The 25,720-nt window shown below is 69.6% G+C and carries 24 protein-coding genes and 1 pseudogene; 17 read left to right on the top strand and 8 right to left on the bottom strand.

The window, feature by feature from the left end; all coding sequences use genetic code 11:
• Positions 1-10 precede the first annotated feature (10 nt).
• From JNB61_RS16895 to JNB61_RS16870, 6 genes are all read left to right on the top strand, one after another.
• Entirely contained in the window at positions 11-1,045 is a 1,035-nt protein-coding gene (locus JNB61_RS16895; RefSeq protein WP_159843074.1) for an ABC transporter permease, read from the top strand.
• Positions 1,042-1,842 (top strand): ATP-binding cassette domain-containing protein, encoded by an 801-nt coding sequence (locus tag JNB61_RS16890; RefSeq protein ID WP_201448750.1) that lies wholly within the window; start codon positions 1,042-1,044, stop codon positions 1,840-1,842. Before JNB61_RS16895 ends, JNB61_RS16890 begins: the two co-directional genes overlap by 4 nt.
• A gap of 64 nt (positions 1,843-1,906) precedes the next feature.
• Positions 1,907-2,212, top strand: coding sequence for a putative quinol monooxygenase (locus JNB61_RS16885; protein ID WP_220291316.1), 306 nt, complete (start codon positions 1,907-1,909; stop codon positions 2,210-2,212).
• Positions 2,209-3,114 (top strand): PfkB family carbohydrate kinase, encoded by a 906-nt coding sequence (locus JNB61_RS16880; RefSeq protein ID WP_220340398.1) that lies wholly within the window; start codon positions 2,209-2,211, stop codon positions 3,112-3,114. The genes JNB61_RS16885 and JNB61_RS16880 overlap by 4 nt, the downstream gene beginning before the upstream one ends.
• Before the next feature lie 75 nt (positions 3,115-3,189).
• Positions 3,190-3,900 (top strand): FadR/GntR family transcriptional regulator, encoded by a 711-nt coding sequence (locus JNB61_RS16875; protein WP_220340397.1) that lies wholly within the window; start codon positions 3,190-3,192, stop codon positions 3,898-3,900.
• A 58-nt stretch (positions 3,901-3,958) separates the two neighbouring features.
• Complete coding sequence (locus JNB61_RS16870) at positions 3,959-5,530, top strand: amino acid permease (protein ID WP_220340396.1); 1,572 nt, start codon at positions 3,959-3,961, stop codon at positions 5,528-5,530.
• A 98-nt stretch (positions 5,531-5,628) separates the two neighbouring features.
• On the opposite strand, the gene JNB61_RS16865 is transcribed toward JNB61_RS16870, so the two are convergent.
• Positions 5,629-6,453, bottom strand: a complete 825-nt coding sequence (locus JNB61_RS16865; RefSeq protein WP_220291301.1) for a helix-turn-helix transcriptional regulator — start codon at positions 6,451-6,453, stop codon at positions 5,629-5,631.
• Positions 6,454-6,548: 95 nt separating this feature from the next.
• Between JNB61_RS16865 and hxlB the strand changes: the two genes are divergently transcribed.
• Entirely contained in the window at positions 6,549-7,139 is a 591-nt protein-coding gene (gene hxlB / locus JNB61_RS16860) for a 6-phospho-3-hexuloisomerase (RefSeq protein WP_220340395.1), read from the top strand.
• Between the two features lie 59 nt (positions 7,140-7,198).
• Positions 7,199-7,822, top strand: a complete 624-nt coding sequence (gene hxlA, locus JNB61_RS16855; RefSeq protein ID WP_220340394.1) for a 3-hexulose-6-phosphate synthase — start codon at positions 7,199-7,201, stop codon at positions 7,820-7,822.
• Positions 7,823-7,993: 171 nt separating this feature from the next.
• On the opposite strand, the gene JNB61_RS16850 is transcribed toward hxlA, so the two are convergent.
• A complete protein-coding gene (locus JNB61_RS16850; RefSeq protein ID WP_220291295.1) occupies positions 7,994-8,686 on the bottom strand; it encodes a GntR family transcriptional regulator in 693 nt (230 codons plus the stop codon).
• A gap of 119 nt (positions 8,687-8,805) precedes the next feature.
• On the opposite strand from JNB61_RS16850, the gene glyA reads away from it, so the two are divergent.
• From glyA to folE, 8 genes are read left to right on the top strand one after another with little or no spacing between them, the layout of a single operon-like run.
• Positions 8,806-10,104: a serine hydroxymethyltransferase gene (glyA, locus tag JNB61_RS16845; protein ID WP_220340393.1), complete on the top strand. Its 1,299-nt coding sequence runs from the start codon at positions 8,806-8,808 to the stop codon at positions 10,102-10,104.
• Between the two features lie 8 nt (positions 10,105-10,112).
• A complete protein-coding gene (locus JNB61_RS16840; protein WP_220340392.1) occupies positions 10,113-11,357 on the top strand; it encodes a sarcosine oxidase subunit beta family protein in 1,245 nt (414 codons plus the stop codon).
• A 21-nt stretch (positions 11,358-11,378) separates the two neighbouring features.
• Positions 11,379-11,732 (top strand): sarcosine oxidase subunit delta, encoded by a 354-nt coding sequence (locus JNB61_RS16835; RefSeq protein ID WP_220291288.1) that lies wholly within the window; start codon positions 11,379-11,381, stop codon positions 11,730-11,732.
• Positions 11,729-14,584, top strand: coding sequence for a 2Fe-2S iron-sulfur cluster-binding protein (locus JNB61_RS16830; protein ID WP_220340391.1), 2,856 nt, complete (start codon positions 11,729-11,731; stop codon positions 14,582-14,584). The genes JNB61_RS16835 and JNB61_RS16830 overlap by 4 nt, the downstream gene beginning before the upstream one ends.
• On the top strand, positions 14,577-15,188 hold the full coding sequence (locus tag JNB61_RS16825; protein ID WP_223214926.1) for a sarcosine oxidase subunit gamma: 612 nt from the start codon (positions 14,577-14,579) through the stop codon (positions 15,186-15,188). Before JNB61_RS16830 ends, JNB61_RS16825 begins: the two co-directional genes overlap by 8 nt.
• Position 15,189: 1 nt before the next feature.
• Positions 15,190-16,569 carry an L-serine ammonia-lyase gene (locus tag JNB61_RS16820; RefSeq protein ID WP_220340389.1) on the top strand — a complete coding sequence of 460 codons (1,380 nt, stop codon included), beginning with the start codon at positions 15,190-15,192 and terminating at the stop codon, positions 16,567-16,569.
• Complete coding sequence (locus JNB61_RS16815) at positions 16,563-17,378, top strand: methylenetetrahydrofolate reductase (protein ID WP_220340388.1); 816 nt, start codon at positions 16,563-16,565, stop codon at positions 17,376-17,378. The genes JNB61_RS16820 and JNB61_RS16815 overlap by 7 nt, the downstream gene beginning before the upstream one ends.
• Entirely contained in the window at positions 17,375-18,022 is a 648-nt protein-coding gene (gene folE / locus JNB61_RS16810; RefSeq protein ID WP_220291278.1) for a GTP cyclohydrolase I, read from the top strand. Before JNB61_RS16815 ends, folE begins: the two co-directional genes overlap by 4 nt.
• 79 nt (positions 18,023-18,101) lie before the next feature.
• Here the strand turns inward: folE and JNB61_RS16805 are convergent, their stop codons facing one another.
• The 6 genes and pseudogenes from JNB61_RS16805 to JNB61_RS16780 all read right to left on the bottom strand — a co-directional run bounded on the left by JNB61_RS16805 (position 18,102) and on the right by JNB61_RS16780 (position 25,185).
• Entirely contained in the window at positions 18,102-18,506 is a 405-nt protein-coding gene (locus JNB61_RS16805; protein ID WP_220291276.1) for a GlcG/HbpS family heme-binding protein, read from the bottom strand.
• Between the two features lie 57 nt (positions 18,507-18,563).
• A pseudogene (gene fdhA / locus JNB61_RS16800) lies at positions 18,564-19,785 on the bottom strand (formaldehyde dehydrogenase, glutathione-independent).
• A 122-nt stretch (positions 19,786-19,907) separates the two neighbouring features.
• The gene (gene ppsA, locus JNB61_RS16795; RefSeq protein ID WP_220340387.1) at positions 19,908-22,334 is read right to left on the bottom strand and encodes a phosphoenolpyruvate synthase; all 2,427 of its coding nucleotides are present in this window, start codon (positions 22,332-22,334) and stop codon (positions 19,908-19,910) included.
• Positions 22,334-23,212, bottom strand: a complete 879-nt coding sequence (locus tag JNB61_RS16790) for a pyruvate, water dikinase regulatory protein (protein ID WP_220291271.1) — start codon at positions 23,210-23,212, stop codon at positions 22,334-22,336. The genes ppsA and JNB61_RS16790 overlap by 1 nt, the downstream gene beginning before the upstream one ends.
• Positions 23,213-23,214: 2 nt before the next feature.
• The gene (locus JNB61_RS16785; protein WP_220291269.1) at positions 23,215-24,129 is read right to left on the bottom strand and encodes a bifunctional methylenetetrahydrofolate dehydrogenase/methenyltetrahydrofolate cyclohydrolase; all 915 of its coding nucleotides are present in this window, start codon (positions 24,127-24,129) and stop codon (positions 23,215-23,217) included.
• A gap of 129 nt (positions 24,130-24,258) precedes the next feature.
• On the bottom strand, positions 24,259-25,185 hold the full coding sequence (locus JNB61_RS16780) for a LysR family transcriptional regulator (RefSeq protein ID WP_220340386.1): 927 nt from the start codon (positions 25,183-25,185) through the stop codon (positions 24,259-24,261).
• Between the two features lie 110 nt (positions 25,186-25,295).
• On the opposite strand from JNB61_RS16780, the gene JNB61_RS16775 reads away from it, so the two are divergent.
• Positions 25,296-25,720 (top strand): aromatic ring-hydroxylating oxygenase subunit alpha (locus JNB61_RS16775; protein ID WP_220340385.1); only part of this gene is annotated, 425 nt, incomplete at its 3' end.

The raw sequence follows: 25,720 nt of genomic DNA, 5'->3' as shown, positions 1-25,720 counted from the left end.
AAGTGACACTGTGACCCAGCCAGCTCCACCCACCTCGACGCTCGACCTCGCAGCCGAATTCCTCGACCGGCGCACCCCGCTCGACCGGATCCGCGGCGTGCTGCACAAGTACCCGGCGATCAGCCCGGCGATCGTGCTCGTTCTCGCGATCATCGTCTTCGGCAGCCTCAACCCGCGGTTCTTCGCGCCGGCGAACCTCTCGCTCGTGCTCGACCAGGTCTCCGTCGTCGGCACGGTGGCCATCGCACAGACCCTCATCATCCTCACCGCGGGAATCGACCTCTCTGTCGGCGCCGCCATGATCCTCGCCTCGATGGTGATGGCTCAGACCGCGTTCCACAACGGATTCCCCGCGCCTCTCGCCTTGTTCGCCGGGCTCGTGGCGGCTCTCGCCACCGGTGCGCTGAACGGTTTCCTCGTCACGCGGGTGAAGCTCCCACCCTTCATCGCGACGCTCGGCACCCTGAACGTGTTCATCGCCCTCACCCTCCTGTACAGCGGCGGGCAGACCGTCCGCAAGGCGGAGATGCCCGCGCTGCTGACGTGGACGGCGACTCCCATCCCGATCGGCGATGTCCGGCTGACTGTCGGCGTGCTCATCATGCTCGCCCTCTACGTCCTCGTCGCGTACGTCCTGGGACGAACGGCATGGGGCCGACACGTCTACGCCGTCGGTGATGATGCTGAGGCCGCGCGCCTCGCGGGCATCTCGACGAGCCGGGTGCTGATGGGCGTCTACATCGCCGCAGGCGCCGTCCTCGCCGTCGCGGCGTGGATCCAGATCGGCAGGTCGGGTGCCGCGAGCCCCAACGCCGGTGCCGACCTCAACCTCGACTCCATCACCGCCGTGGTGATCGGCGGCACCTCGCTGTTCGGCGGGCGCGGTGTGATCTGGGGCACCCTGCTGGGTGCGGTCATCGTCGGCGTCTTCCGCAACGGCCTCTTCCTGGCCGGCGTCGACGGCCTCTATCAGACCCTCGCCATCGGAATCCTCGTCATCGTGGCCGTCGCCGTGGACCAGTGGATCAGAAAGGTACGCAAGTGAGCCTCATCGAAGACGCCGTGGAGCCCACCCCGACACCCCAAGGTGTCCCGGTGCTCGAGGCAAAGCGACTCGTCAAGACCTTCGGCCGGGTCGTGGGACTCGATGGCGTGAGCCTGCAGCTGTTCCCCGGCGAGGTCCTCGCCGTGATCGGCGACAACGGCGCCGGGAAGTCGACGCTCATCAAGTGCCTGACCGGCGCCTACGTGCCCGACGAGGGCGAGCTGCGGCTCGATGGCGAACTGGTGCACTTCAAGCGCCCGCAGGACGCACGAGCCGCAGGCATCGAGACCGTCTATCAGAATCTGGCGGTCTCACCGGCGCTCGACGTGGCCGCGAACCTCTTTCTCGGGCGCGAGCGGCGCAAGCCGGGACTGGCCGGAACGCTCTTCCGTGCGCTCGACAGGTCCGGCATGCGCAAAGAAGCACGCGAGCAGGTGCAGAAGCTCGGGATCTCGACCCTTCAGGACGTGACCGTCGCGGTCGAGAACCTGTCGGGAGGGCAGCGCCAGGCCGTGGCGGTCGCGCGCGCCGCGGCCTTCGGCTCGAAGGTCGTCATCCTCGACGAGCCGACTGCGGCGCTCGGCGTGCGCGAATCCAACCAGGTCCTGGAGCTGATCGAGCGACTGCGCGAACACAACGTCCCGGTCATTCTGATCTCGCACAACATGCCGCACGTCTTCCAGGTCGCCGACCGGATCCACGTGCAGCGACTCGGCAAGCGCGCTGCCACGATCACTCCGCAGTCGCATTCGATGACGGATGCCGTCGCCATCATGACCGGAGCCGCACAGGCCTGAGACCTCGCTCGGCCGGGGAGCCCGCGGCCCCCGGCCGGGCAGAGCAGAACAGAAGGGAGACGACATGGAGCACATCGTGCTCTATGCCGAGTTCACGGCACGACCGGGCGCCCGCGCCGAGGTCGAGGGACTGATTCGCGGATACGCCGAGGCTGTGCGCCAGGAGCCGGGAAACGTCGTGTTCGACGTCTACACACGCGCCGAGGCGGAAGACCGATTCGTCGTCTTCGAGGTGTACCGCGATCAGACGGCGTTCGATGCCCACATCGGCGCCGACAAGGGTGCGGCATTCAACCACGTGCTCGGCCCGCTCGTCGTCGGGGGCGAGAGCGAACTCAGCTTCCTTCGGCCGCTCGAGGCCCGGCTTTGACCACGCGGGCGACCACCGACATCGAGGTGCTCGTGATCGGTGAGGCCCTGGTCGACATCACGGCCACCGGATCAGAGGTGGTCGAGATGCCGGGGGGAGGTCCTGCGAATGTGGCGCTCGGCCTCGGCCGTCAGGGCATCGCGGTGGCCCTGCTCACCCGGCTGGGGTCCGACGCGCGGGGGAGTGCGGTCACCCGGCACCTCGAGCGGTCCGGTGTGTGGGTGCTTGCCGAGTCGTTCGGCCAAGGCCCGACGTCAACGGCCCACGCCCACATCCTCGACGACGGCTCGGCCCGCTACGAGTTCAGCATCCACTGGACCGTGTCCCGAGAGAGCCTGCCGGTGAGACCGCGCACCATTCACGCGGGATCCGTCGCGGCCTTCCTCCCGCCCGGCGACGAGGTCGTCCTCGAGCAGATCGACCGGCTCGCCCCCGAGATCGTGACGTTCGATCCGAACATCCGGCCGGCGCTGGTGGGCGAACCGCGCCGAGCGCGGGCCAGATTCGAGGAGTTCGCCCGACGCTCGACCGTGGTGAAGCTCTCCGACGAGGACGCGGAGTATCTGTATCCCGGGCTCGATGAGGCCGGTCTGCTGGCCCTGGTCGGCGGCCTCGGCCCGCGACTGGTCGCTCTCACCCGAGGAGCGAGGGGCGCTGTCCTCGCCGCCGAGGGAATGGTCGTGGAAGTGACGGGGCGCCGGGTCGCCGTGGCTGACACCATCGGTGCCGGCGACACATTCATGGCCTCGCTCGTCGTGGACTACCCGGCACTGCACGACACGGCCTTCACCGAACAGAAGCTGCAGGATCTGGCGATTCGTGCAGTGGATGCGGCGGCGATCACGGTCGGCAGACCGGGGGCCGATCTGCCGTGGTCGGTGGAACTCCACCCCGCTTCGTGAGGCGAACACGACCGCGTCACGTGAATTGTTCGCGGTGGAAACGGCTCCGAAACAGTGGATGGCCACCATGAAGACATGGATCACTTGTCGGACAGCTGGACAGCGCCGCCGAGCGGTGGCCGAGTCGGTGCGGTGGAGTACGTGTTGCGCGACCTCAGTGAGGCGATCGCCGCGGGCGTTGCGCGTGTCGGAGACCGGCTGCCGTCCGAGCAGGCGCTGGCCGCGCGGTACGGGGTCTCGCGCGCCGTGGTCCGTGAGGTGCTGCGCATCCTGGAGACGCGCGGACTGACCGTGACGAGAACGGGGCGGGGCACCTTCGTCACCGCCACGGAACCGGCCAGGGACATGCGATTCGGAAGCTACTCGGCCGGGCACCTCATGGAGGCACGTCCTCATATCGAGGTCGCTGCGGCGGGTCTGGCTGCGGTACGTCGCAGCGAAGACCAGGTCACGGCGTTGCAGGAGCTGCAGGAGCAGATGGAGGCGGAGGAGGACCCCCAGAGGTGGGTCGATCTCGACGCCCGGCTTCATGCCGCGATCGCATCTGCGTCTGGGAACCCGTTGTTCGCCGACGCTCTCGAGAACATCCGGTTGGCCCTCGCGCATCAGTCCAGTGTGATCAACCTCACGCCTGGTCGCCGTCAGCAGAGTGACGCCGAGCACCGGGCGATCATCGCCGCGATCGCCCGTGGGTCGGTGGAAGAGGCAGAAGACAGCATGGGCTACCACCTCGACCAGGTGAAGGAGGTTCTGCTCAGCATCACGATGCTCGACGAGCGGCGCTGACGGAGTCGCCCTTTGCCGAGTGGTCCCCTCGTGCACCACCCTCAGAAAGGCAAATGCCATGACCGACAATCACCCCGTCCCCCAGATGGATCCAGAGGACGCGCTCGAGAACGATCGCGAACTCACCGGTGACCGCGCTGAAGCCGTCCAGGACTTCTCCAGTGAGGACGCCGGCTATCACAAGGCCCTGCGGCCCCGCCAGATCCAGATGATCGCGATCGGCGGCGCCATCGGCACCGGCCTGTTCATGGGCGCCGGCGGTCGCCTCGCATCCAGCGGACCGGCGCTGATCCTGGTATACGCCGTCTGCGGCTTCTTCGCCTTCCTCATCCTCCGCGCCCTCGGCGAGCTGGTCCTGCATCGGCCGTCGTCCGGGTCGTTCGTCTCGTACGCGCGTGAGTTCTACGGGGAGAAGCTCGCGTTCGGGGCAGGCTGGATGTATTTCCTCAACTGGGCGATGACCTCGATCGTCGATGTCACCGCCGCGGCTCTGTACGTGAACTTCTGGGTCCAGTACTGGGAACCTCTGCAGCAGATCCCGCAATGGGTGATCGCGCTGGTCGCCCTGGTCGTGGTGCTGTCGCTCAACCTCGTGAGCGTCAAGCTGTTCGGCGAGATGGAGTTCTGGTTCGCGCTCATCAAGGTCGTCGCGCTCGTGATCTTCCTCATCGTGGGCACGTGCTTCATCGTCTTCAACGGGTCGACCGACGTCGGCCCCACGGGGTTCACCGTGATCGCCGAGAACGGCGGCATGTTCCCGATGGGATTCATCGCACCTCTCCTCGCGATCTCCGGGGTGGTGTTCGCCTACGCGGGCATCGAACTGGTCGGGACGGCGGCCGGCGAGACGGCGAATCCCGCGAAGGTGATGCCGAAGGCGATCAACACCGTCGTGCTGCGGATCGCCGTCTTCTACGTCGGATCGATCCTGCTCCTGTCGCTGCTGCTGCCCTTCGACGTGTACCAGGCGGGTCAGTCCCCGTTCGTGACGTTCTTCTCCCACATCGGTTCCCCCGAGGCCGGGGCGATCGCGGGATCGGTGATGAACTTCGTCGTGCTCACGGCGGCGCTGTCGAGCCTGAACGCGGGGTTGTACTCGACCGGCCGCATCCTGCGGTCCATGTCGGTCAACGGCTCCGCGCCGGCGTTCACCGCCGCGATGAGCAAGAACGGCGTGCCCTACGGCGGCATCCTGCTCACCGCGGTGATCACGTTCGCCGGCGTCGGCATCAACGCGCTCTGGCCCTCGCAGGCGTTCGAGATCGTGCTCGAGATCTCCGCGCTCGGGATCATCGGCGGCTGGGCCACCATCATCCTCTGCCAGCTGAAACTGCATCGATGGGCGAAGCAAGGGAAGGTCACCCGTCCCGCATTCCGGCTCTTCGGGGCGCCGTTCACCTCCTACCTCACGCTCGCGTTCCTCGCGTTCGTACTGGTCACCATGGCCTTCTCGGAAACGGGGCGCTGGGTGCTCGCGTCTCTGGTCGTGCTGATCCCCGCGCTCATCGTCGGCTGGTTCGCCGCACGCGGCAAGATCCAGGCCGCAGCTCGCGCACGCGAGGGGTACACCGGCACCCACCCTGTCATCGCCACCCGACCTGCTACCGACGCGCTGCAACGGCGGGAGTGAGCGACTCCCCGGGCGGGCGGCTTCACGTCCGGGCTGCCCGCCCGGGAACCCCACGGGATACCCGTTCGGGTAGGGGAGTCCCCGTCGAATGGGCAGGCTCAGCCGCGAGCGAGTGCCACCAGCTCGGTGCGGGAGCTCGCGCCCGACTTGCGCAGCAGGTTCGAGACGTGGAACTTCACGGTGTTCTCGCTCACGCCGAGGGTCTGCGCGATGTCGCGGTTCCGGCGGCCCGCGACCACGAGCCGCAGCACGTCGCGCTCGCGTGGGCTGGCGTCCACGGCATCGGGCAGATCCCCCGGTTCCGTGGGCGGATCCAGCGGGAGACGGATGCCGATCTCCGAGCCCCAGCCGGGGGTCGAAGCGACCGTGAGATGACCGCCGTGGGCGGCCACCTGTTCGGCCACCGGGCGCAGCGTGTCGTCGTGGAGCGTGAGCTCGCCGCGGCCGTCGTCGCGGATCGCGATGAGCAGGTGAAGGCCGTCGCAGTCCCATTGGATGCGCGCCCGAGTGGTCTCGCCGCGGTCGACGATCGCGAGCACGGCGGTGCGCACGATCGCGCGGGCGGCGTGCGCGATGTCGCCGGGGAGGGCCCGGCCGTTCAACGGCGGTTCGACGAACTGGACATCCAGATCGCTGTAGCGGACGAGGGGGCGCAAGTCGCTTCGCAGCCGTTCGAACGCCCCGGCCACCGGTTCCAGCGCGGCGCTCTGCTGGTCGGTCTGCACCCGCAGCCCTACCAGGGCGCCCGCCGCGACGTCGAGGGCCATGGTCCGCGCGGCGCGGTCGTCGAGCCGCGGCGAACGCAGCGTGGCCAGCAGTGATTCAAGCGTCAGGGCGTAGCGATCGCGCTGCTCGGCGAGGGCGCGGGCATGGTCGGCCGCGGCACGGCGCGAGGCCACCGTGCGGCTGAGAGAGTCGGTCACGGGCACCTATCCTACGAGCGCCCCTCCTTTCGGGTAGTCAGGTCCGTTCTCGGGGAGGATCGCACACGCACCAGGTGGTGACGACGCTGGAAGGCATGCCCAGCACCACCGCCATCGCCGCCATCTCGCCCTCCGCGGCGATCTCGCTCGTCGCCAACGAAGCGCTGCGGGCCGCAGAGCGAGCCGCAGTCGCGAGCTCCGAGCAGCTCGACGCCCTCGCGGACCTGCTCGGGTCAGCCGACCGCGTGTTCGTCGGCGCCGCCGGACGCTCCGGCATTGCGCTGCGGATGACCGCGATGCGTCTGATGCATCTGGGCCTCGACGTGCATGTCATCGGCGACGTCACCACGCCCGCCATCGGCGTCGGTGACGTCCTCCTCACCGCGAGCGGTTCGGGGACGACGGAGTCGGTCGTGCGCACGGCGCAGAAGGCGGCCGCTGCAGGCGCCGGCGTCGCCGCGATCACCACGGTCGCCGCCTCGGCCCTGGCGGATATCACCGATGTCCTCGTCGTCGTCCCCGCCGCGCAGAAACTCGACCGCACCGCCGCGGCCTCCGACCAGTACGCCGGAAGCCTGTTCGAGCAGGTCGTGGTGCTCCTCGGCGACGGTCTCTTCCACGCGCTGTGGCAGCGTCAGGGCTCGAGCGCCGACGACCTCTGGCCCCGCCACTCCAATCTCGAGTGACCCAAGACCTCCGTCGCCGGCCGGCGACAGCATCCACCCCACCACTGAATGGAGCACCCATGAAGCTGCAGTTCGCCATCGACACCCTGACCACCGAGAAGGCGCTCGAGCTCGCCGCCGCCGCGGCCGCGCACGTCGACATCCTGGAGCTCGGCACCCCGCTCATCAAGAGCGAGGGCCTCGCCGCCGTCACCGCGCTCAAGGAGGCGCACCCTGACAAGGTCATCTTCGCCGACCTGAAGACGATGGATGCCGGCGAGCTCGAGGCCGACATCGCCTTCGGTGCCGGCGCCGACCTCGTCACAGTGCTCGGCTCGGCCGACGACAGCACCATCGCGGGCGCCGTCAAGGCGGCCAAGAAGCACGGCAAGGGCGTGGTCGTCGACCTGATCGGCGTCGCCGACAAGCCGGCCCGTGCGAAGGAGGTCGTCGCCCTCGGCGCCGAGTTCGTCGAGGTGCACGCGGGTCTCGACGAGCAGGCGCAGGAGGGCTACTCGCTCGACGCGCTGCTGCGCGCCGGCGAGGCCTCGGGCGTGCCCTTCTCCATCGCCGGCGGCGTGAACGCCTCGACCATCGGCTCGGTGCGCGACGCCGGCGCCCGCATCGCCGTCGTCGGCGGAGCCCTCTACGGCGCGCCCGACGTCACGGCCGCCGCCGCGCAGCTGCGGGCGGCCATCGTCTGACTGTCCACCTGCACGGGTCGCCGCCTCTCGCTCGTCAGCGAGCGGCGGCGGCCCTGCGGCGTATCCTCCGTGCACGCCGACCCGCTGATCATGGCGCCTTGCTGATGCGCGGATTCGTGGCTGACGGTCGCCGCAGTGAGACGGCTGCGGTCACGCGTCTTTCGTGCGGCGTCAGATCACCGACCGGATCAGCCCCTCGAAGCCCGTGACGTGGGTGAGTGCGAGATCCGCCGCCCGTTCGGCGTTCCCGTCGACGATGGCGTTCAACAGCTCGACGTGTTCGCTCACATGCGCTGCCACATCGGGGAGTCGATCGAGAACGAGGCACCAGATGCGGGTGGCGAGGTTGTCGTACTTGATCAGATCTTCTTCGAGGTGGGAGTTCCCGTTCGCGGCATAGATGCTGCGGTGCACCTCCAGGTCGTGGCGCATGAGGGCGATGGGGGAGACGGCCCTCGTGTCGAGCGCCGTGAGCCTGGCGGCGAGGTCGCGCATGCTCTCGCGCTTGGGCGTCGATGCGAACCGCGCGGCTCGTGACGCGGCGAGCGGCTCCAGAAGAGCACGCATCTCGGTGATCGAGGCGAGGTCGGTGATGTCGACGGGCGCCGCGAAGGTGCCCCGGCGGGGATACACGGCGACGAGATGCTCGGCCTCGAGCCGCTTGAGCGCCTCGCGCACGGGTGTGCGCCCGATGCCCAGTTCCCGCCCGATCTGCTCGTCGTTGATGGGGGCTCCCGGCGGGATGTTCAGCACGATGAGGCGATCGCGCAGCATCGCCGTGGCGTATTCCGCGTATGAGCGACCCGCGAGCTCCTCGGCATCCGGCGCGGCACGCTCCGTCACGGATTCGGCGAGTGTGTTCATCCGATCCCCCTTTCCGCGAGCCGCGCTTCTCGAAGGAAATCCGAGTTGACGTCTCGACGCAGACCTCATACTATCGGCTCAGCAATAGATATATCAGTTGTTCATGAGTAGGAGAACAGATGTCGCCGACTGCTGCCACCGCCGCGACCATCCTGAGCGCCTCGTTGCGCAACGTCGACAGTGAAGTCTTCGAAGCGATCCAGTCCGAGCTGGGTCGTCAGCGCGGAACGCTCGAGATGATCGCGAGCGAGAACTTCGCACCCCTCGCCGTGATCGAGGCGCAGGGCTCCGTGCTCACGAACAAGTACGCGGAGGGCTACCCGGGCCGGCGCTATTACGGCGGCTGCGAGAACGTCGACGTCATCGAGCAGCTCGCGATCGACCGCCTGAAGACGCTGTTCGGCGCCGAGTACGCGAACGTCCAGCCGCACTCCGGCGCGCAGGCCAACGCCGCCGCCATGTTCGCGCTCATCAAGCCGGGCGACACGATCCTCGGCCTCGACCTCGCGCACGGCGGGCACCTCACCCACGGCATGCACCTGAACTTCTCGGGCAAGCTCTACAACGCCGTCGCCTACCACGTCCGGGAGGACGACCACCTCATCGACTACGACGAGATCGAGCGACTGGCCCTCGAGCACCGCCCGCAGCTCATCGTCGCCGGCTGGTCGGCCTACCCGCGCCAGCTCGACTTCGCGCGTTTCCGGCAGATCGCCGACCTCGTCGGCGCGTACCTCATGGTCGACATGGCGCACTTCGCAGGCCTTGTCGCGACCGGCCTGCACCCGAACCCCGTGCCGCACGCGCACGTCGTCACCTCGACGACGCACAAGACGCTCGGCGGTCCTCGCGGCGGCGTGATCCTCGCCACCGCCGACCTCGGCAAGAAGTTCAACAGCTCGGTGTTCCCCGGCCAGCAGGGCGGTCCGCTCGAGCACGTCATCGCGGCCAAGGCGGTGGCTTTCAAGCTCGCCGCAGAGCCGGAGTTCCGCGAGCGTCAGGAGCGCACGCTGCGCGGCGCCGCCATCATCGCAGACCGCCTGCTCCAGGACGACGCCGCAGCCGCCGGCATCGGCGTCGTGAGCGGCGGCACCGACGTCCACCTGGTGCTGGTGGACCTGCGCAACTCGGAGCTCGACGGCCAGCAGGCCGAGGACCGCCTGCACGAGATCGGGATCACGGTCAACCGCAACGCCGTCCCGTTCGACCCGCGGCCCCCGATGATCAGCTCGGGCGTCCGCATCGGCACCCCCGCCCTCGCCGCCCGCGGCTTCGGCGACGAGGAGTTCCGCATCGTCGCCGACGTCATCCCCCGCGTGCTGCAGCCCGACACCGACGAGGCCGTGCTGGCCGAGCTCGGCGCCACCGTCAGCGAGCTGGCGGACCGCTTCCCGCTGTACCCCGGCTACGGAGAGTGAGCCACCGCATGACCGACAAGAAGCAGCCCCGCACGCCGGGTGCCGAGCTCCCCGACCACCCGAAGTTCCTCTGGGACTCGCCTGAGCCGAAGCGCTCGTACGACGTCGTGATCGTCGGCGGCGGCGGACACGGCCTGGCCACCGCGCACTACCTGGTGAAGAACCACGGCATCACGAACGTCGCGGTCGTCGAGCGCGGCTGGCTCGCCGGCGGCAACATGGCCCGCAACACCACGATCATCCGCTCCAACTACCTGTGGGACGAGAGCGCGGGTATCTACGAGCACGCGCTCAAGCTGTGGGAGGGTCTCGAAGACGACCTCGAGTACCCGATCCTGTTCAGCCAGCGCGGAGTGCTGAACCTCGCCCACACGCTGCAGGACGTCCGCGACTCCCGCCGTCGCGTCGAGGCGAACAAGCTCAACGGCGTCGACGCGGAGTGGGTGGATGCTGCGACGGTCAAGGAGATCTGCCCGCTCGTCAACATCTCGGCCGACATCCGATATCCGGTGCTCGGCGCGACCTATCAGCCCCGCGCCGGCATCGCCAAGCACGACTACGTCGCGTGGGGCTTCGCCCGCAAGGCGGCCGAGGCCGGGGTGCACCTCATCCAGGACACGGAGGTCACCGGGTTCCTCACCGATGGCGACCGCGTCACCGGAATCCGCACCAACCGCGGCGACATCGCCGCCGGGCGCGTCGCGCTCGCCGCGGCGGGGCACACGTCGGTGCTCACCGACAGCCTCGGCATCCGGGTCCCGATCCAGAGCCACCCGCTGCAAGCGCTCGTCTCCGAGCTCCTCGAGCCGGTGCACCCGACGGTCGTGATGTCCAACGCCGTGCACGTGTACGTCTCGCAGGCGCACAAGGGCGAGCTGGTGATGGGCGCGGGCGTCGACTCGTACAACGGGTACGGTCAGCGCGGAGCGTTCCACATCATCGAGCGGCAGATGGCCGCCGCGGTGGAGCTTTTCCCCGTGTTCGCCCGTGCGCACCTGCTCCGCACGTGGGCGGGCATCGTCGATGTCACGCCCGACGCATCGCCGATCGTCGGCGTCACGCCGTACGAGAACCTCTTCCTCAACTGCGGCTGGGGAACCGGCGGGTTCAAGGCCACGCCGGGCCTCGGTGAGGCCTACGCGCACACCGTCGCCACCGGCGAGCCCCACCCGCTCATCGCCCCCTTCAGCCTGGACCGCTTCGTCACCGGCCGACTCGTCGACGAGCACGGTGCCGCGGCCGTCGCCCACTAGCGCTCGCAGAACGGAAAGACCATGCAACTCATCGAATGCCCCTGGTGCGGTCCCCGCGAAGAGATCGAGTTCTCCTACGGCGGCGAGGCACACGTGCCCTACCCGGCCGAGCCGGCCGCGCTCGACGACACGGAATGGGCGCACTACGTGTTCTTCCGCAGCAACCCCAAGGGCCTGTTCGCCGAGCGCTGGGTGCACAGTGTCGGCTGCCGGCGCTGGTTCAACGCCGTGCGTGACACGGTGACCTACCGCTTCGCGGCGGTGTACCCCATCGGCGGAGCCGTCCCGGCTCTCGCCACCGGCGAGGCCGCGGCCTCCGACGCTCCCGACTCCACCCCGGTCCCCGCGGCCGAACTCGAAAGCGCAGCACGATGACCCAGCGACACCGCACCGAGACCGGCGGCCTCATCGACCGCCGCACGCCGCTCTCCTTCGACTTCGAGGGAATCGCCGTCGACGGCTACGCGGGCGACACCCTCGCCTCCGCACTGCTGGCGAACGGCATCCACGAGGTCACCACCAGCATCAAGCTCGGCCGGCCGCGCGGCATCGCCGCGGCGGGCGCGGAAGACCCGAGCGGGCTGCTGCAGATCACCACGCCGTTCCCCGACCCCATGCAGCTCGCCACGACCATCGAACTGGCTCCCGGGATCGCCGCCCACGGCGTGCCCGGTCAGGGCGTGCTCCCGACCGAGCCCGACCCGGCGCGTTACGATTCCGCCCACCTGCATGTGGACGTCCTGGTGGTCGGCTCCGGCCCCGCCGGCCTCGTCGCCGCATCCGAGGCGGCACGCGCAGGTGCGCGGGTCGCGCTCGTCGACGAGAAGCTGACGCCGGGCGGTTCACTGCCCGCCACGCCGCGCACGATCGATGGCGCCGACGCCCTGGAGTGGGTGTCCCGCACGGTCGAAGAGCTCCGATCACTCGGCGTCACGCTGCTGCAGCGCACGACGGTGTTCGGCGTCTACGACGACGGGCTGGCGCTGGCGCTGGAGCGGCGCACCGACCACCTCGGCAGCGACGCACCCGCCGACGCGCTGCGGCAGCGCATCTGGCGCATCCGCGCCCGGCGCACGATCGTGGCCGCGGGCTCTCACGAGCGCCCTGTGGTGTTCGCCGACAACGACCGGCCCGGCATCATGCTGGCCGGCGCCGCGCGCACCTATCTGCACCGCTACGGTGTCGCCGTCGGTGAGCGGGTCGTCGTCTTCACCACCAACGACAGCGCCTACAGCGCCGCGTTCGATCTCCACGACGCCGGAATCGCCGTCTCGGCCATCATCGACGCGCGCTCCGTCATCGGCACCCACTGGACCGACGGTTCGGCGGCCCGCGGCATCCCGCTTCATCACGGCAGCGTGGTCACCGCGACGGCGGGCGAGAGCCGCGTCGCCTCGGTCTCGTTCGCGCGCTTCAACGGCACGGCGTTCGGCATCACGGAGGAGATCGCGGCCGACACGCTGCTGGTCAGTGGGGGCTGGAACCCCGCCGTGCACCTCTACAGCCAGGCGGGCGGATCGCTCCGCTACGACGAGCGGCTCGGGGCCTTCGTGCCCGACAGCGTCGTCCCCGGCATCGCCGTCGCAGGTTCGGCGGCGGGCCGCTTCGGGTTGCGCGACGTCCTGGAGGACGCGCACCGCGTCACCTCGGAGGTGCTCGCGGAGCTCGACTTCGTCGCTGAGCCGGGCGACCTGCCCGCCGCCGATGAGGACGTCGACCACGGTCCGGGTGCGGTGCTCTGGTACGTGCCCACAGGCGAGCCGGAGGACCTCGCGACGCACTTCGTCGACCTGCAGCGCGATGCGACGGTCGCCGACATCGCGCATGCGATCGGCGCGGGCCTTCGCTCGGTCGAGCACATCAAGCGCTACACGACGATCGGCACGGCGCACGACCAGGGCAAGACGTCGGGCATCATCGCGTCCGGCATCGCCGCGGCGATCTCGGGCGAGAAGATCGCCGGAGTCGGCACGACGCGGTTCCGTCCGCCGTACACGCCGGTCGCCTTCGCCGCCCTGGCCGGGCGGGCGCGCGGCGACCTCTTCGACCCCGTCCGGATCACGCCCGTGCACGACTGGCACGTCGCGCACGGCGCCGAGTTCGAAGACGTCGGGCAGTGGAAGCGGCCGTGGTACTACCCGCAGGACGGTGAGGACATCCACGCCGCGGTCGCCCGCGAGACGATCGCGGCCCGCAACGCCGTCGGCATCCTCGACGGCTCGACGCTCGGCAAGATCGACGTGCAGGGTCCCGACGCGGGCGAGTTCCTCGACCGCGTCTACACGAACCTGATGAGCACGCTGAAGGTGGGCTCGGTCCGCTATGGCGTGATGTGCGGCGTCGACGGCATGGTCATCGACGACGGCACCGTGCTGCGCCTGGGCGAGGAGCGGTTCCTGGTTTACACGACGACCGGCGGTGCCGCGAAGATCCTCGACTGGCTGGAAGAGTGGCTTCAGACGGAGTGGCCGGAACTGCGCGTCTACCTGACGTCGGTCACCGAGCACCTCGTCACGTTCCCCGTGGTGGGCCCGCTCTCGCGCTCGGTCATCGGAGACCTGTTCCCCGGCGTCGACGTCACCAACGAGGCGTTCCCCTTCATGACCTGGCGCGACACCGACCTCGGCGGCGTGCCGGTGCGGCTGGCGCGCGTCAGCTTCTCGGGCGAGCTCGCCTACGAGGTCAGCGCCGCGAGCTGGTACGGGCGCGACCTGTGGGAGCGGCTGATCGCTGCGGGTGAGCAGTACGGCATCACCCCCTACGGCACCGAGACCATGCACGTGCTGCGCGCCGAGAAGGGCTACCCGATCGTCGGGCAGGACACCGACGGCACGGTGACGCCTCAGGACCTCGGCATGTCGTGGGTCGTCTCGAAGAAGAAGGCCGATTTCATCGGCAAGCGCTCCTTCGATCGCCCGGCCAACCACGAGCCGAACCGCCGCCAGCTCGTCGGGCTCCTTCCGGACGACCCCCGGTCGTTCATCCCCGAGGGCTCGCAGCTGGTCTCCGTCGATGACCTCGAGTCGCTTCCCGTGCCGATGGAGGGCTTCGTCACCTCGAGCTACGACAGCGAGGCGCTCGCCAGCACGTTCGCCCTCGCCCTCCTCGACGGCGGTCACAGCCGCATCGGCGAGAAGGTCAACGCGGTCGTCGACGGCCGCACCGTGCCGGTCACCATCACCAGCCATGTGCTGCTCGACCCGGAAGGAGCCCGCCGTGATGGCTGAGGCGAAGACCACCGCACCGCTTGCCGCACGCGGCATCCTGGACTCCCGCATCGAATCGCTGGCGAACGCGTCGGATGCCGTCCGCATCGAGGTGCTGCCTCCCGCGGTGCAGCTGAACCTGCGGCTCGACACGGCGCGCGCCTCGCTCGATGCCGTGCGCGACGTGCTCGGAGGGGACCTTCCGGGCCCCCTGTCGTCGGCGACGACGCCCGCAGGACGCACGCTCGTCTGGCTGGGCCCGGACGAGTGGCTCGTGATCGACCCGATGCGGACGGCTGAGCTGGAGGCGTCGCTGCGTGCAGCCGTCGCGGGCGCCGGCGCGGTCGTCGAGCAGTCCGGCCAGCGCATCTCGATCCTTCTCGAGGGAGATGTGCCGGCGCTGCTCGCGAAGGGAACCGCGATCGATCTGCACCCGGACGAGTTCCCGCGCGGCGCGGCCGTTCAGGCCATGCTCGGGCAGGCGGTCGTGGTCTTCGTGTCGCGCTCGGACGATGCGTCGCGCGTCGAGCTGATCGCGCGCACATCGTTCGCGCCGTACGTGGCCGACTGGCTCCTCGACGCGCTGGCCGACCCTCTCGCGTACCCCGCGCCGCACGGAGGCTGATGTGTCGCTGAGCGTGTTCGACCTGTTCAAGATCGGAATCGGTCCGTCGAGCTCGCACACGGTGGGTCCGATGCGCGCCGCCGTCAGGTACGTGGAACGGCTCCGGGCGGCCGGACAGCTGGAGCGCGTCGCGCGCATCGAGACCCAGCTGTTCGGCTCCCTGGGGCTGACCGGCCACGGCCACGGGACCGTCAAGGCGGTCATCCTGGGACTCCAGGGCGAGCAGCCGCACCTCATCGACCCTGCGGAGGCCGAGCTGCGCTTCGAGGCGTCGCAGGCCGTCGGCTCGCTGGAGCTCGGCGGCACGCATGCCATCGCCTTCGACGTCAAGCGCGACGTCGTGCTGCACCTGCGCGAGAGGCTGGCGTTCCACTCCAACGGCATGCGGTTCGACGTATTCGACGAAGCCGGCGCGCTGTTCGACAGCCGCGAGTACTACTCGATCGGCGGTGGGTTCGTCGTCGACGAGGACGAGGCGCGGGGTCCCGCCACGGCGGTCGCCGAGGTCGAGGTGCCGTACCCGTTCGACAGCGGCGACGAGCTCCTGGCCATCGCGCGCCGCACGGGCCTGTGCATCAGCGACATCGTGCTCGCCAACGAGCTCGTGACGCGCACCGAAGAGGAGGTGCGCGGGGGCATCCTCGAGATCTGGTCGGTGATGCAGCAGTGCATCCACAACGGCACGCACTCCTCGGGCATCCTGCCCGGCGGCCTCAACGTGCGCCGTCGAGGTGAAATGCAGCGCGAACAGCTGGAGGCGGCCGGGCACACGGCAGACCCGCTGCACGCGATGGAGTGGGTCACGCTGGCCGCCCTCGCCGTGAACGAGGAGAACGCGGCCGGCGGCCGCGTCGTCACCGCGCCGACCAACGGCGCCGCCGGGATCATCCCCGCCGTGGTCGACTACTACACGCGATTCGTGCCGGGTGCCGACGACGAGGGCGTCGTGCGCTTCTTCCTCACGGCTACCGCGATCGGCACGCTCTTCAAGAAGAACGCCTCCATCTCGGGCGCCGAGGTCGGCTGCCAGGGCGAGGTGGGCTCGGCGTGCTCGATGGCGGCCGGCGGTCTCGCGGAGGTGCTGGGGGGCACACCCGAGCAGATCGAGTACGCCGCAGAGATCGGCATCGAGCACAACCTCGGGCTGACGTGCGACCCCGTGGGCGGCCTGGTGCAGATCCCGTGCATCGAGCGCAACGCGATCGCGTCCGTCAAGGCCATCACCGCGGCCCGCATGGCCGTGCGCTCCGACGGCGAGCACCTCGTATCGCTCGACACGGCGATCAAGACGATGCGCGACACGGGCGTCGACATGAGTCACAAATACAAGGAGACCGCCGAGGGCGGGCTCGCGCTGAACGTGAGCATGGTCGAATGCTGACCGCCGACCGGATCGAGATCATCCCTGTTCCGGGGATCGTCGAGCAGGTGCGACGTCACCTGCCGGCGGGATCGAGCGTGAGCGTGACGGCGCTGCCCGGGCATGACCTCGGCGACACCGTCGACGTCACGCTCGAGCTCGTCGCAGCGGGCTACGACGCGATCCCGCATCTGGCCGCGGCGCGCATCGCGCGGGCGGGTGAGCTCGATGAGATCGTGCGCCGGTTGTCGGACTCACGCGTCGCGGCACTCTTCGTCGTCGGGGGCGACGGCGTGCAGTCGGGCCCCTACCGGGACGGATCCGCGCTGCTGAGCGCGCTCCGCGACGACGCCGGCGAGCGGTTCCGCCTGGGCGTGGCGGCCTACCCGGAGGGCCACCCGGCGTTCGGGATCGTCGAAGGGCTCGACATCCTCCGCGCGAAGGCGGCGGAGGCGGACTATGCCGTCACGCAGCTGTGCTTCGACGGCGCGGTGGTCGGCGAGTTCATCCGCAGGGCGGCGGGTGACGGCATCCGTCTCCCGTTCTGGATCGGCGTGCCCGGACGCGTGGGCATGACCCAGCTGCTGCGCATCGCCGCCCGGATCGGGGTGGGCCCGTCGCTCGCGTTCGCGCGCAAGGGCTCGAACAGGCGTCTGCTCGCCGGCTTCGACTCGACCCAGCTGCGCCACGACGCCGTCCGCGGCCTCGGTGAGGCGGCCTCTGCCATCGCCGGCTTCCACGTCTACAGCTTCAACGCGCTCGAGCGCATCGATCCCCGCGACGGGCTCGACGTGCGGGTGCGTGCCCGCGCAGGGACGTCCGGGCCATGAGAGCCTTCCCGCCGGCTCTCCACGCAACGACCCTCGAGCGCCGCCCGCCCGGCGTCGACCGCGATCGCGTCGCCGACCTCGTGCGCGAGCTGCTGATCGCGGTCGGCGAGGACCCCGACCGCGAGGGTCTGCGGCGCACACCCGAACGCGTGGCCGACAACTGGGTCGAGCTGCTGTCGGGGACGCAACAGGATGCCGCGTCCGCCCTGGACGCCGCGATCGCGGTGGGGGACCCTGCAGGCGATGTACCGGCCGCGTGCGGCATGGTGCTGCTGCGCGACATCCGCTTCCGCTCCGTCTGCGAGCACCACCTCCTGCCGTTCGCTGGGCGCGCGCACATCGCGTACCTTCCGGGTGACGCGGTCGTCGGCTTCGGCGCGCTCGTGCGGGTCGTCGACATCCTGGCCGCGCGTGCGCAGGTGCAGGAGCGCCTGGGCGAGGAGATCGCCTCGACGATCGTCGGAGCCCTTGCGCCACGAGGGGTGCTCGTGGTGCTCGACGCCGTCCACCAGTGCGTCACGATGCGCAGCTCCCTGCAGACGCGTTCGTCGACGCTGACGATCGCCGCGCGCGGCGGCTGCGCCGAGCCCGCCGCCCGCGCCGAGATCATCTCGTTGATCGGGGGCTCGCTCGACGCCCACTGATGCTCGGCGGCCGACAGCGACCGCTTGCACAGCGAAGGTGCCGTCCCCCTCGGGAGACGGCACCTTCGCTCTCGATGTGTCAGAACGCCGCCGCACCGGCCTCGGCCACGGTCTGGTCCTGCTCGCCCGAGCCGCCGGACACGCCCACCGCGCCGACGACCCTGCCGTCGCGGCTGAGCGGCACGCCGCCGGCGAATATCGCGACGCCGCGGCCGTGGGCGTTGGTGGTGTGGATGCCGAAGAACTGCTGCGTCGGCTGCGAGTTGTCGCCCAGGTCCTTCGTCGAGATGTCGAAGGCCCTCGACGTCCAGGCCTTGCTGATCGAGATCTCGATGCTGCCGATCCATGCGCCGTCCTGTCGCACGTGCGACACCAGGTTGCCGCCCGCGTCCACGACCGCGATGTTCATGGGCTGGCCGATCTCGTCGGCGCGCTTCTCCGCCGCGGCGATGATGCGACGTGCGTCCTCGAGGGTGACAGACATACAGCTCTCCTTTCGATGGGCGGACGGATGCCGCGGGCCGCGGCATCCGCGATCGAATCAGGCCGCCTTGATGTAGCCGTTCGGGTTCAGCACGTACTTCTTCGCCGCGCCCTGGTCGAACTCGGCGTAGCCGCGGGGCGCGTCGCCGAGCGAGATCGGGGTGGCGTTGACGGCCTTGGCGATCTGGACCTTGTCGTGGAGGATCGCCATCATCAGCTGACGGTTGTACTTCATCACCGGGCACTGCCCGGTGGTGAACGACAGCGACTTCGCCCAGCCCAGCCCGAGCCGCAGCGACAGCGAGCCGACCTTCGCGGCCTCGTCGATGCCGCCCGGGTCGCCGGTGACGTACAGCCCCGGAATGCCGAGCGCGCCGCCGGCCGCGGTGATGTCCATCAGCGAGTTGAGCACCGTCGCGGGCGCCTCGTGCGAGGCATCCGTTCCGTGTCCGCGCGCCTCGAAGCCGACCGCGTCGACCGCGGAGTCGACCTCGGGAACGCCGAGGATCTGCTCGATCTGCTCCTTCGGGTCGCCCTGGGAGACGTCGACCGTCTCGCAGCCGAACGAGCGGGCCTGCGCGAGGCGGTCCTCGTTGAGGTCGCCGACGATCACCGCAGCGGCACCCAGCAGCTGTGCGCCGACGGCGGCGGCGATCCCGACTGGTCCGGCGCCGGCGATGTACACCGTCGAGCCCGGCCCCGACCCCGGCGGTGACGGCGCCGTGGAAGCCGGTGGGGAAGATGTCGGACAGCATCGCCAGGTCGAGGATCTTCTCCAGAGCCTGGTCGCGGTCCGGGAACTTCAGGAGGTTCCAGTCCGCATACGGCACCAGCACGTACTCGGCCTGGCCGCCGACCCAGCCGCCCATGTCGACGTAGCCGTAGGCGCTGCCGGGCCGGTCGGGGTTGACGTTCAGGCAGATGCCGGTCTTGCCCTCCTTGCAGTTGCGGCGGCGGCCGCAGGCGATGTTGAAGGGCACCGAGACGATGTCGCCCACCTTGATGAACTCCACGTCGGGGCCGACCTCGACGACCTCGCCGGTGATCTCGTGGCCCAGCACGAGCCCCTCCGGGGCAGTGGTGCGCCCGCGCACCATGTGCTGGTCAGACCCGCAGATGTTGGTCGCGACCGTGCGCAGGATCGCTCCGTGACGCACCTGCCTGCCGACGTTGGCCGGGTTCACGCCCGGCCCGTCCTTCAGCTCGAACTCGGGGTAGGCGGTGTCGATCACTTCGACGACACCGGGCCCCTTGTAGGCGACCGCCTTGTTTCCAGACATGTTCGTCCTTTCCTTGTGGCGTGGCCTGAGTACGAGGATCCTCGGTCATCCCGGGCGCGTCGACCCCCTCAGGGAGCGCGGCACCCGGATGAACCGCGGCCTCTATACCCGGCCCACGTTCTTCACCGGCTTCCTGCCGGCGCCAGTTCCGCGCGGCTCAGCACCGCCGCGTGCGTCCCGTCGAGCTCCGACAGCCCGAACCACGTCGAGACGACCGTGTCGGGATTCAGCGAGATCGACTCGATCCCGCGCGTGACCAGCCACTCGGCGAAGTCGGGATGGTCCGACGGGCCCTGGCCGCAGATGCCGACGTACTTGCCCTGCCGGCGACACGCGTCGATGGCGAAGCCCAGCAGGCGCCGCACCGCGGGATCGCGCTCGTCGAAACTCGCCGCGACCAGAGCGGAGTCGCGGTCGAGGCCGAGCGCCAGCTGCGTCATGTCGTTCGACCCGATCGAGAACCCGTCGAAGTACTCCAGGAACTGCTCGGCGAGGATCGCGTTCGACGGCAGCTCGCACATCATGACGATCTTCAGGCCGTTCTCGCCGCGTCGCAGCCCGTTCTCGGCGAGAAGGCCGATGACCCCCCGCGCCTCGTCGAGGGTCCGCACGAAGGGCACCATGATCTGCACGTTGGTGAGCCCCATGTCGTCGCGCACCCGGCGCAGCGCCTCGCACTCGAGATCGAAGCAGGCGCGGAAGTCCTCCGAGATGTACCGCGAAGCGCCGCGGTAGCCGAGCATGGGGTTCTCCTCCTCCGGCTCGAAGAGGCGCCCGCCGACCAGGTTCGCGTACTCGTTGGACTTGAAGTCGCTCAGCCGCACGATGACCGGCTCCGGCGCGAACGCGGCGGCGATCGTCGAGACGCCCTCGGCCACGCGCTGCACGAAGTACTCGCGCGGAGAGGGGTAGGCGGCGACCCGCTCCCGCACGACGCCCGCGATGTCGACCGGCAGTTCGTCGACCCCGAGCAGGGCGCGGGGGTGGATGCCGATCTGCCGGTTGATGATGAACTCGAGCCGCGCCAGGCCGACGCCGCGATGAGGCAGCTTCGAGAACGAGAACGCCTGGTCGGGCGTGCCCACGTTCATCATGATCTTGACCGGGACCTCCGGCATCCGATCCAGTTCCGTCTGCTCCTCGTCGAAGGGGAGGAGGCCGCGGTAGACCAGCCCCTCGTCGCCCTCCGCACAGGACACGGTGATGTGCTCGCCGCCGCTCAGCACGCGCGTCGCGTCGCCGGTGCCCACCACGGCCGGGATCCCCAGCTCCCGGGCGATGATCGCGGCATGGCACGTCCGCCCGCCGCGATCGGTGACGATCGCGGCGGCGCGCTTCATGATCGGCTCCCAGTCCGGGTCCGTCATGTCGGCCACGAGCACGTCGCCGGGCGCGAAGTCGTGCATCTGGTCGATCGAGGTCAGCACCCGCACCGCTCCGGCGCCGATGCGCTGGCCGATCGCGCTGCCTCGCACGAGCACCTCCCCGCGCTCACGGAGCACGAACCGGCGCAAGACGTTCTCGGTGCTGCGCGAGACCACCGTCTCGGGGCGGGCCTGGAGCACGTAGAGACGCCCGTCGACACCGTCGCGGGCCCACTCGATGTCCATCGGGCGCCCGTAGTGCTCCTCGATGACGAGAGCGATGCGCCCGAGCTCCTCCACCTCGTCGTCGGTGACGGAGAACCGGCGGCGCTCCGACGGGTCGACGTCGACGAAGGCGGTGCTGCCGCCGACGTGCCGGCCGTCGGTGTACCGCATGGCGATGGCCTTGTCTCCCACGGCGCGCTTCAGGATCGCGGGCCGCCCCTCGCGGAGCGCCGGCTTGTAGACGTAGAACTCGTCGGGGTTGACCGCGCCCTGCACGACCGCCTCACCGAGGCCGTAGGAGCTGGTGAGGAACACCGCCTGGTCGAAGCCGGACTCGGTGTCGACGGTGAACATGACACCGGATGCCCCGACGTCGGAGCGCACCATCCGCTGCACGCCCGCCGAGAGCGCGACGTCGTGGTGGTCGAAACCGTGGTGCACCCGGTAGGCGATGGCGCGGTCGTTGTAGAGCGACGCGTACACCGACCGGACGGCCTGGAGGATGTTCTCGACCCCGCCGATGTTGAGGAACGTCTCCTGCTGCCCGGCGAACGATGCATCGGGAAGGTCTTCGGCGGTGGCGCTCGACCTCACCGCCCAGGTGACCCCGTCCGGATCGTCGTCGTTCGCGACGAGGTGCCCGTAGGCGTCGCGGATCTCCCGCTCGAGGTCGGCGGGGAACGGCTGCTGCTCGATCCAGCCGCGCACGTCCGTGCCGACGCGGACGAGCTCGGCCACGTCGTCGGGGTCGAGCCGCTCGACCGCGGCGCGGATGCGCTCGTCGAGCCCGTCGGCGGCGAGGAAGCGGCGATAGGCGTCGGCGGTCGTCGCGAATCCGCGCGGGACGCGCACGCCCGCGGAGGAGAGGTGCGAGACCATCTCTCCCAGTGACGCGTTCTTGCCGCCGACGCGGGCGACGTCGCCCATGCCGATCTGCTCGAACCAGAGGATGTCGGTCATCAGGTGGTCCTCTCATGAGGTCGTTCCCGCAGCTTCATCGACTGCAGGATCACGGCGGACATCTCCTCGACGCTCTTCGTCGCGGAGTTGAGGTAAGGGATGCGGTGGCGCTGGTAGAGCTGCTCGGCGCGCCGCAGCTCGGCGGTGCACTGCGCGAGGCTCGCGTAGCGGGAGTTCGGACGGCGCTCGTGACGGACTTGGCTCAGACGCAGCGGGTTGGTCGTCAGGCCGAAGCAGCGGCCGGCGTGCGGCGCGATCCGTCGGGGCAGCGAATCGCTGCCGAAGTCGTCGTCGGTCAGCGGGTAGTTCGCGACGAGGACGCCGTACTGCAGGGCCAGGTACATCGTGGTCGGCGTCTTGCCGCACCTCGAAGGCGCGATGATGACGACATCGGCGATGTCGAGCGCCCGATCGCTCTGGCCGTCGTCGTGCTCGATCGCATACTCGATGGCGCGCATGCGGGCGAAGTACGACTGCAGGTCACCCACGCCGTGATACTGGCCGAGCTGTTCGCTCGCGGTCGTGCGCAGCGCTGACTCGAGCTCGACGAGGTGGCCGCCGAGCAGGTCGATCGGCACGGCCCTCGCCTTCGCGAGCTCCGCCCGGACTGCAGCGGCCTTCACGGTGGTGAAGACGATGGGCGACAGGCCATCGTGCGCCGCGCGGTCGATGTCGGCCACGAGGGCGCGGGCGCCTTCCACCGTGTCGACGAAGGGGATCGTGTGCCGCTGGAAGCCGATGGTGGGAAAGTTGGCGAGCAGCGCGTTGCCCAGCGTCTCAGCGGTGATGCCCGTGCTGTCCGACACGAAGTAGACGGCGCGCGTGAGCGTCGTGGCCGCCGCCGCACCCGTGCTCACCGGCACGCTCGTGTCGATCATCGCTAGGCGCCGACCGTCGCCTCGACCAGGAGTGCCGCGTTCCGCTCGGCCGCCTCGACCACGTTGGAGACGAGGAGGGCGCGGGTCATGGGGCCCACGCCGCCGGGGTTGGGGGAGAGCCAGCCCGCAACCTCCGCGACCGCCGGGTCCACGTCTCCGGCGAGCTTCGCGCGACCGGAGGCGGTAGTGCCGACCCGGGTCACCCCGACGTCGAGCACGGCGGCTCCGGGCTTGATCCAGTCGGGCTTGACGAGGTGTGGAGCCCCAGCCGCCGCGATCACGATGTCGGCACGGCGGATCTCCGCAGCGAGATCGGGCGTGCGCGAGTGGGTGAGCGTGACAGTCGCGTCGGCGCCTCGTCGCGTGAGGAGCAGGCCGAGCGGCCGGCCGACGGTGATACCGCGCCCGACGACGGCGACGCGGGCCCCCCGGAGTTCGACGCCGTGGCGGTCCAGGAGCTCGACGATGCCGGCAGGCGTGCAGGGAAGCGGTGCCGCGGGCGCGGTGAGGGGATCCACCCCGAGCACCAGCCGACCGAGGTTCACCGGGTGGAGTCCGTCTGCATCCTTTGACGGGTCGATCAGCTCGAGGATGGCGTTCTCGTCGACGCGCGCGGGCAGCGGCAGTTGGACGATGAAGGCCGTCACGGCGGGATCCTCGTTGAGGCCGCGGACCGCATCGGCGATCTCAGCGAGGTCCGCCGTCGAGGGGAGTTCGACCGAGATCGAGGCGGCGCCGACCTCTGCGCAGTCGCGGTGCTTGCCGGTGACATAGGAGCGCGAGGCCGCGTCGTCGCCGACGAGGAGTGTTCCCAGACCCGGGACGATGCCCCGTTCCGCGAGCCGCGCGACCCGCGTGCGGAGTTCCGACTTGATCTCGGCGGCCGTCTCGATGCCGTTCAGGATGCGCGCAGTCATGGGGCGACCTCTTCGTCGGTTGCCGGCAGGGGGGGCGCCGGCGCTGCTCGCCGCAGCCGATGGACTGCGGTGCGGTCGAGCATAAACCACGTTGCTGCAGGCGCACAACGTGCGTAGCACGCAACACAACTAATCCGGGAGGTGACCTCCGGCTGTGCGGCCACGAGCGAGGGATTCGAGCTCGTCGAGCGCCTCCGCGATGAGGGGAGACGTCTGCGCTTCGCGTCGAGTCGCCGTCAGAATGGTGCGCGCCGGTTGAGGTTCTCCGCTGAGGGGTACGCGCACGATGCCGTACCCGGCGGGAAGCCGTGCCATGCGCGGTACGAGGGCGCAGCCGAACCCGGCGTCCACCAGGGCGGCGGTGGACTCCCATTCGATCGAACGGTGCCTCACATGGGGAGCGAACCCGGCAGCGGCGCAGGCGGTGAGGAGGAGTCGGTGGTAAGCGCTGCCGTCGTGGTCGGTGATCCAGTCCTCGTGCGCGGCATCCCGCAGCGCGACGGATGTCCGCGCGGCGAGTGGGTGTCCAGTGGGCACCAGTAGATCGAGCGGGTCGTCCATCAGCGAGCGCTGATCGAACCGGCCATCCGTGGGGGGCGGGATCCCCGACGTGGCGATGACCACGGCGAGATCGACCCGGTCAACGGCAAGCATCTCGAAGCACTCTTCGGGGCCTGCCTCGAGGATCTCGACGCTGGCGAGCGGGTGCGCGGCGCGGAGGTGAGCCGCGACGCGCGGAAGCAGCGCTGCGGCGGCTGTAGAGAAGCCGCAGATGCGGAGTGAATCGCTGATCTCGCCGGCGGAGCGCTTCACCTCTGCCTCGATGCGCTCCCACAGCGCGTAGAGCTCGTCGAGGCGGGAGACAAGTGCGCGACCGGCGGCCGTCAGCTGCAGGCGGCGACCGTCGGCGACGACGAGCGTCACGCCGAGCTGCTCCGAGAGCGTTCGCAGCTGCGCCGAGACCGCGGACGGGGTGTACTGCAGGGCGTGCGCGGTCGCGGTCACGGTGCCCGTGGCCGCCAGAACGCTGAGCACGCGAAGGCGACGATCGATCATGAAAGAGAATTGTACGTTCGTCGAAGAAAACTTTCGCTTTTTCTGCACGGTCGCCGGAGGTACCTTCGCTTCACGCCACACGCCCCGGTGTTCGCTGAAGAGGAGCAACGATGCCCACGACCATGATCCGACCGCAGAATGATGTCGCGATCCGCCGGCTGATCGCCGAGCGTCAGCCCGGACACAGCCTTCCGGCGTCCTTCTACACGAGCGACGAGGTGTTCAACCTCGATCTGGATGCGATTTTCGGCAAGCACTGGATCTTCGTGGCGAGTGTGGCGGAGATCCGTGAGCCGGGTGATTACGTGACCATCGAGTTCGGTAAGACGTCGGTGATCGTGATCCGCGATGACGATGAAGAGGTGCAGGTGCTGCACAACGTGTGTCGTCACCGTGGGGCGCGGATCTTGCAGCCGGGGGCGGGCTCGGTGGGGAACCTGGTGTGCGGGTATCACCAGTGGACGTATCGTCCGGATGGTGAGTTGATCTACGCGTCGGCTGCCGAGGAGGGGTTCGACAAGAACTGCTACAGCCT

Source organism: Microbacterium ureisolvens (assembly GCF_019511645.1).
Taxonomy (GTDB): domain Bacteria; phylum Actinomycetota; class Actinomycetes; order Actinomycetales; family Microbacteriaceae; genus Microbacterium; species Microbacterium ureisolvens_A.
Note: the sequence above shows the minus strand (reverse complement) of the source record. Positions and strands in the feature narration are given on the sequence as shown.

Excerpts from the sequence above, each read along its gene's own strand:
- JNB61_RS16830 (WP_220340391.1), top strand. The coding sequence starts at position 11,729 with ATGACCCAGCGACACCGCACCGAGACCGGCGGCCTCATCGACCGCCGC.
- hxlB (WP_220340395.1), top strand. The coding sequence starts at position 6,549 with ATGCCCAGCACCACCGCCATCGCCGCCATCTCGCCCTCCGCGGCGATC.
- JNB61_RS16815 (WP_220340388.1), top strand. The coding sequence starts at position 16,563 with ATGCTGACCGCCGACCGGATCGAGATCATCCCTGTTCCGGGGATCGTC.
- JNB61_RS16885 (WP_220291316.1), top strand. The coding sequence starts at position 1,907 with ATGGAGCACATCGTGCTCTATGCCGAGTTCACGGCACGACCGGGCGCC.
- JNB61_RS16790 (WP_220291271.1), bottom strand. The coding sequence starts at position 23,212 with ATGATCGACACGAGCGTGCCGGTGAGCACGGGTGCGGCGGCGGCCACG.
- JNB61_RS16825 (WP_223214926.1), top strand. The coding sequence starts at position 14,577 with ATGGCTGAGGCGAAGACCACCGCACCGCTTGCCGCACGCGGCATCCTG.
- ppsA (WP_220340387.1), bottom strand. The coding sequence starts at position 22,334 with ATGACCGACATCCTCTGGTTCGAGCAGATCGGCATGGGCGACGTCGCC.
- JNB61_RS16870 (WP_220340396.1), top strand. The coding sequence starts at position 3,959 with ATGACCGACAATCACCCCGTCCCCCAGATGGATCCAGAGGACGCGCTC.
- JNB61_RS16835 (WP_220291288.1), top strand. The coding sequence starts at position 11,379 with ATGCAACTCATCGAATGCCCCTGGTGCGGTCCCCGCGAAGAGATCGAG.
- JNB61_RS16805 (WP_220291276.1), bottom strand. The coding sequence starts at position 18,506 with ATGTCTGTCACCCTCGAGGACGCACGTCGCATCATCGCCGCGGCGGAG.
- JNB61_RS16875 (WP_220340397.1), top strand. The coding sequence starts at position 3,190 with ATGGATCACTTGTCGGACAGCTGGACAGCGCCGCCGAGCGGTGGCCGA.
- JNB61_RS16780 (WP_220340386.1), bottom strand. The coding sequence starts at position 25,185 with ATGATCGATCGTCGCCTTCGCGTGCTCAGCGTTCTGGCGGCCACGGGC.
- glyA (WP_220340393.1), top strand. The coding sequence starts at position 8,806 with ATGTCGCCGACTGCTGCCACCGCCGCGACCATCCTGAGCGCCTCGTTG.
- folE (WP_220291278.1), top strand. The coding sequence starts at position 17,375 with ATGAGAGCCTTCCCGCCGGCTCTCCACGCAACGACCCTCGAGCGCCGC.
- JNB61_RS16850 (WP_220291295.1), bottom strand. The coding sequence starts at position 8,686 with ATGAACACACTCGCCGAATCCGTGACGGAGCGTGCCGCGCCGGATGCC.
- hxlA (WP_220340394.1), top strand. The coding sequence starts at position 7,199 with ATGAAGCTGCAGTTCGCCATCGACACCCTGACCACCGAGAAGGCGCTC.
- JNB61_RS16785 (WP_220291269.1), bottom strand. The coding sequence starts at position 24,129 with ATGACTGCGCGCATCCTGAACGGCATCGAGACGGCCGCCGAGATCAAG.
- JNB61_RS16840 (WP_220340392.1), top strand. The coding sequence starts at position 10,113 with ATGACCGACAAGAAGCAGCCCCGCACGCCGGGTGCCGAGCTCCCCGAC.